This is a genomic window from Streptomyces sp. NRRL S-378 (genome assembly GCF_000720645.1).
GTDB lineage: Bacteria > Actinomycetota > Actinomycetes > Streptomycetales > Streptomycetaceae > Streptomyces.
The window spans coordinates 1-5417 of record NZ_JOBX01000128.1 but is presented as its reverse complement, the minus strand read 5'-3'; the positions used below and the strand labels follow the sequence as shown (position 1 = coordinate 5417).

General features: G+C 72.3%; 5 protein-coding genes. 2 read left to right on the top strand and 3 right to left on the bottom strand.

The features are described from left to right. The coding region (locus IH80_RS0137725; protein WP_078906964.1) for a hypothetical protein at positions 1-1266 on the bottom strand (1266 nt) is incomplete at its 3' end. A 75-nt stretch (positions 1267-1341) separates the two neighbouring features. Beyond that, entirely contained in the window at positions 1342-1956 is a 615-nt protein-coding gene (locus tag IH80_RS0137720) for a TetR/AcrR family transcriptional regulator (protein ID WP_234432529.1), read from the bottom strand. Between the two features lie 141 nt (positions 1957-2097). Here IH80_RS0137720 and IH80_RS0137715 point away from each other — a divergent pair, with 141 nt between their 5' ends. Continuing rightward, positions 2098-3099, top strand: coding sequence for an oxidoreductase (locus IH80_RS0137715; protein WP_051810356.1), 1002 nt, complete (start codon positions 2098-2100; stop codon positions 3097-3099). A gap of 14 nt (positions 3100-3113) precedes the next feature. Here IH80_RS0137715 and IH80_RS0137710 read toward each other — a convergent pair whose 3' ends face one another. Then, complete coding sequence (locus IH80_RS0137710; protein ID WP_420708915.1) at positions 3114-4226, bottom strand: serine hydrolase domain-containing protein; 1113 nt, start codon at positions 4224-4226, stop codon at positions 3114-3116. Between the two features lie 186 nt (positions 4227-4412). Here IH80_RS0137710 and IH80_RS0137705 point away from each other — a divergent pair, with 186 nt between their 5' ends. Then, positions 4413-5345, top strand: coding sequence for an AraC family transcriptional regulator (locus IH80_RS0137705; RefSeq protein WP_030966411.1), 933 nt, complete (start codon positions 4413-4415; stop codon positions 5343-5345). The last annotated feature ends 72 nt before the right edge of the window (positions 5346-5417 follow it).

Sequence of the window (5417 nt, the reverse complement as noted above, 5' to 3'; positions counted from 1 at the left end):
GGACCGCACGACGCGGGAAGCATCCGGAAATCCGTCCGGGGTGCGCAGCGTCTCGAGCCGCCGCTCGGCCAGGCGCAGAAGGTCCGGATCCAGCAACGGAAGGGCGCGCAACAGGCCCACCAGCGCGGTTCCCAGTTCCAGCGCCCCAGCCCGGTCCTTGAGCTGCGTCCAGCAGTACAGGGCCCCCGTCGCCGCGTCCTGGACCTCGGCCGCGTCCGCGCCCTGCAACACCAGTCGCGTCCGCACCGCCCCCGTCCACAGGCGGGTCGCCGAGGCGAAATCACCCGCCATCCGCGCAAGATCCGCCCGGATCTCCCCGCACTGCACCGCTTCTGCCGAGGCCTGCCCCGACCGCTCCACCACCCACCGTTCCCACGCCCTTGCCAGCGCGTCCGCCTCCCCGTGGCGGCCCCCCATCGCCAGCGCGTGCAGACGTGCCCGCGGATCCTCCGCCCCCACCACCGCCGCAGAACCGGTCACAGCCTCCGCGGCGCCCACAATCTGCGTGGTCCCGGCAGAAGCCACGGGCTCTGGAGCAGGAACAGGTACGGAGCGCGTCTCCAACTCCCGTGCCGACGGCACCACCAGCGTGCCCGGCGCCAGCCCGGCCGACCCCGCCGCCAGAACGTGCAGCTCCACGTTCGACGGCCGCACCGGAGCGCGCCGCAGCTGATCGATCCACTGCCGTGTGTACGCGCTGACCGCGCCACCGGCCGCCGGGGCGCCCGGCCCGCACACCACCCCGAACGCCTCCACCCCCGCCAGCCCGGCCAGTCCCGGCAGCGTCCCGGTCTCCCCCACCAGCGGCCACGCAGCCTTGTCCGCCACCAGGTCGACCACCACCGTGGCCTCACCCGCCGTACGTGAACGCAGCTCCCCCAGCAGCCACTCCCACGGCAACGACGTGTACCGGACGCTGGCCGCCGTCGTCCCCGCCAGCGCCACGAACAGCCCGCGGCCACGACCATGACCCCGACCGCGACGGTCCGCCGTCAACCGCCCCGACACGTACACGAACAGCGGCCCTTCCGTCCCCACCGCCACGCGCAGCCGCGCCAGCACCGTGTTCGGATCGCGCACTCCCTCCAAACACACCATGTCGGCCGGCACCCCGCACCCGAGCAGCGCACCCGGCGGCACCATCGCCAACGCGGCCACGTTCGCGCCGGGAGCCACCAGCACGCCGCCCCGGCGTACCGCTGCATCCCCCGCCAACAGCAGTACGTGTCCCCGCCGCTGACCACCATTCACACCACCGAAACCCATGGCCCGACGTTACCCACATCACACCCTCCACCGCACACGCGCCCCCATCACCCCCACGCCGCGCACGGTTTGCCGTCACGGCGCCGACAGCGCGTGGGCGTGCGCGGCAGCCAGCGCCACGTCCACCGCCCGGTCGGCGGTGGCCTCGTCCACCGGTTCGCCCGTGAAGACGAGACGGAAGTAGATCGGCGCGACGAGGGCCTTGAGGAGTTCGCCGGGGTCGGTCCCCGTCGGCAGTTGGCCGCGTTCGACGGCCCGGAGGACCACGGGTTCCGCACGCCGGAAGCGGTCCTCGAAGAGGGCGCGCTTGATCTCGGCGAGCTCGGGCGTGCGCACGGCGTCCGAGAGGGCGGTCGTCAGCAGGGCCCGGCCCGCCGGTGCGGTCATCGTCGCGACGAGGGAGCGGGCCAGGGCCCGCAGGTCGTCCTGCACCGCTCCGGTGTCGGGGATCGGGATGTCGGTGGCGAAGTGGTCGGCGAGCGCGTCCGCGACGAGGCCGTCGGAGGTCTTCCAGTTCCGGTAGATCGTCGTCTTGTGCACGCCGGCTCGCTGGGCGACCGCGTCGACGGTCAGCGCGGCATACCCCGTCTGCGTGAGCTCGGTGATGGCTGCCGCCAGTACGGCGGCGCGCATCCTGCTGCCCCGCCCCACGGCGGGGCCGCGCTGCGCGGTGGACTCGACGGGCTTCATTGCAACTCCCAGTTGCGTTATCGACGACACATGCGACAGGATCAGCATATTGCAACTGCGAGTTGCGATATGGCCGGGCGCCGCTGCGTGCCCTCGGCACCACAGGCGTTCTCGGCGCCCCACCACCCCTGGAGAGGTCCCATGACCCGTACGGCCCCTACGAACCCTGGCGGCCGGGCATCCGCCCGCACTTCCCCGGGCGACCGCTGGACGGGCGACTCGATCCCCGACCAGTCGGGCCGCCTGGCCGTGGTCACCGGTGCCAACAGCGGCATCGGGTACGTCACCGCCCGCGAACTCGCCCGACGTGGCGCCCATGTCGTCCTGGCCTGCCGCAGTCACGAACGCGGGAGCGGGGCGATGGCCCGCCTGCGGGCCGAGGTCCCCGGCGCCCGCGTCGAACTGCGCCTCCTCGACCTCGCCGATCTGACGTCCGTCCGCCGGTTCGCGGACGGCTGGAGTCACGACCGCCTCGACCTCCTGGTCAACAACGCCGGCATCGCCATGGTTCCGTTCTCGCGGACCGCCGACGGCTTCGAGTCCCAGTTCGGCGTCAACCACCTCGGGACGTTCGCGCTCACCGGCCTCCTCATGCCCCACCTGCTGGCCGCCCCCGGACCGCGCGTGGTGACGGTCAGCAGCGAGGGACAGCGGTTCGCCCGGTTCGACCTGGGCAACCTCGACGCCGAGCGCGGCTACCGGCCCCTGTTCGCCTACATCCAGTCCAAGCGGGCCAACCTCTACTTCGCCACCGAACTGCAGCGCAGGGCCGACGCCGCCGGGACAGGGCTGCGCAGCATGGCCGTCGCCCCCGGGCTGACCCGCTCGAACGTGCTCACCGGCGGCTCCAACAGCGCCCGCGGCCGCGCCTACGGAGCCCTGATGCGGCTGCTCCTGCGCTACGCCTTCCGCCCCACACCGGACGGCGCCCGGACCTCCCTGTACGCCGCGACCGTTCCCGATCTGCCCGGGGGCAGCTACGTGGTGCCCGACGGACCGTTCCAGCTCCGCGGCGAACCCGTCCTCCGCAGTCGGGAACACGCCCTCCAGGACGCCGCCACCGCACACCGGCTGTGGACCCTCTCGGAACGACTCACCGGTGTGCGCTACCCCGTACCCACCCCAGGGCAGGCCCGGACGTGAGCGGGGTCCGGCCGTCACTGCAGTCCGCTGCAGGCGGCCGTGATGATCTCCAGGCCGCGGTCGTCCTCCTGCGTGTCCCGGTCGAGCATCTGGTTCATGACGTAGGCCACCGTCATGCGTGAGCCGGGGTCGCTCGCGACCAGTGAGCCGCCCCATCCGCCCCATCCGAAGGCGGTGCCGAACCTGCCGAAGCCCGTGGTCCAGGACATCGGCGTCCGCAGGACCCGGTCGTCGCCGTGGAACACCTCCTGCCACGCGGGCTCACAGCCCCGGGAGGACAGCAGCCGCACACCGCCCGCCGATCCGCGGTTGGCCAGTACCGAGTGGACGAGGGCGACGGACCGGGCGTTGCCGAAGCCGTTCACCGCCGGGATCTGCGCACGGCGCCAGGCCACGGAGTTGACGTCCCGCACCCGGATCACGGCGCCGGGGTACTCCCGGCGTACGCCGTCCGGCCCGAGCGGCGCCCTGGAGGCGTACGCGTCGGTCAGCGACGGCGGCGGGACGAGCGGTGCGACACGGCGGTCGTGCTCGGCGCCGAGCCCGAAGTGGAAGTCCGCGCCCAACGGTCCGGCGACCTCGTCGGCGAAGAACTCACCGAGGCTGCGGCCGGTGACGCGGTGGACGATCTCACCCACCAGGAACCCGAAGGTGAGCGCGTGGTAGCCGGCGGCCGTTCCCGGTTCCCACTCGGTCGTCTGCGCGGCCAGCCCCGACGTCACGTTCTCCCAGTCGTAGAGCTCCTCCACTGCCGTCGGCCCCGCCAGGGCCGGGAGTCCCGCGGTATGCGACAGCACATGCCGTACCAGCACGTCCTCCTTGTCCGCGGCCGCGAACTCGGGCCAATAGGCGGCGACCGGCGCGGACAGGTCCAGCTCGCCCCGGTCGGCCAGGATCAACGCGCACAGGGCGGTCATGTTCTTGCTCGTCGAGTTCACGCAGGTGAGGGTGTCGCGCTCCCATGCGGTGCGGCGCTCCCCGTCCGCGTAGCCGCCCCAGATGTCGACCACCGGCTCACCATCGAGGAAGACGGCCACCGAGGCCCCCACGTCGCCGGTGCCCAGCAGACCCGCCAGTACCTCGCGGACCGCCGCGAACCGCGGCTCGCACCGTCCTTCAATGTCCATGTCGTTCATGGACACAAGGCTCGGGTGGCACCGACGTGGCCCGCCCGACACTTCCCGTACCGGCTTTGTCGGGCGGGGAACGATCAGGTCGCCCCTACCCTTCAAGGAAGCGCGGACCCTCGACGGGATGGCAGGGTGGGCGTTCCCGCGGTGGAGAGGGGATGACACGAGGAAGGACGCAGGCGCGTGCTGGAGCGGCTGAATCAGGCGCTGGACCACCTGGAGGACCGCCTCGACCAGGACATCGACATGGCCGAGGTGGCCCGGATCGCCGCAGTGCCGGAGTACCACCTCCGGCGGCTGTTCTCCGCCCTGGCCGGAATGCCCCTGCCCGCCTACGTGCGGCGGCGCCGCATGACGCTCGCGGGGGCCGAGGTGCTCGCCGGCGAGCTGACGCTGCTCGACATCGCGGTGCGCTACGGGTACGGCTCGGGCGAGGCGTTCGCCCGCGCGTTCCGGTCGGTGCACGGCATCGGACCGGGCGAGGCCCGGCGTACGGGTGCGGTACTCACGGCGCAGCCGCGGATGTCCTTCCGTGTCGTCGTCGAGGGCAGTACGAGCATGCGCTACCGGATCGTGGAGAAGGAGCCGTTCCGGGTCGTCGGCAGGAAGACCACGGTCCCTCTCGTGCACGACGGGGTCAACGCGGCCGCGATGGCACATGTGGAGAGCCTGGACGCGCGGACGATCACGCAGATGAAGGAACTCCGCGGTGTCCGGGAGCCGGAGGGGATCCTGTCGGCGTTCGTGTATCCGACCGGCAGTCGGGAGGAGGGTGCGGACGCGGACTTCTGGGTCGGTGTCGCGACCCGCCCCGCAACGGCCACCGGCGAACCCGGCCCACCCGGCGACCTCGACGCCCTCGGCGACCTCGAGGCCCTCGACGTCCCCGCCGGGACCTGGGCGGTCTTCGACCATCACGGTGCCTATCCCAGCGCCGTCCAGGAACTCTGGCACGACGTGTTCACCCTGTGGTTCCCCTCCAACCCGTACACGAGCCGGCCTGGTCCGGAGCTGCTGCGGACAAGCCCGGTGGACGTCGGCTCGTCGACCGGCTTCCAGCTGTGGATCCCGGTCGAACGGACGCTCCGCCCTTCTCGACTACCCTCAAACACGTGATCGAGCACCTCCACCAACTCGGGCCCAACCCACCCGTCCCCGGCCCCGCACCCACCCCCACCACACCCGTGG

What these genes read in the sequence shown, in the direction of transcription:
- IH80_RS0137720 (WP_234432529.1), bottom strand. Translation starts at nt 1,956, where the DNA reads ATGAAGCCCGTCGAGTCCACCGCGCAGCGCGGCCCCGCCGTGGGGCGG.
- IH80_RS0137715 (WP_051810356.1), top strand. Translation starts at nt 2,098, where the DNA reads ATGACCCGTACGGCCCCTACGAACCCTGGCGGCCGGGCATCCGCCCGC.
- IH80_RS0137710 (WP_420708915.1), bottom strand. Translation starts at nt 4,226, where the DNA reads ATGGACATTGAAGGACGGTGCGAGCCGCGGTTCGCGGCGGTCCGCGAG.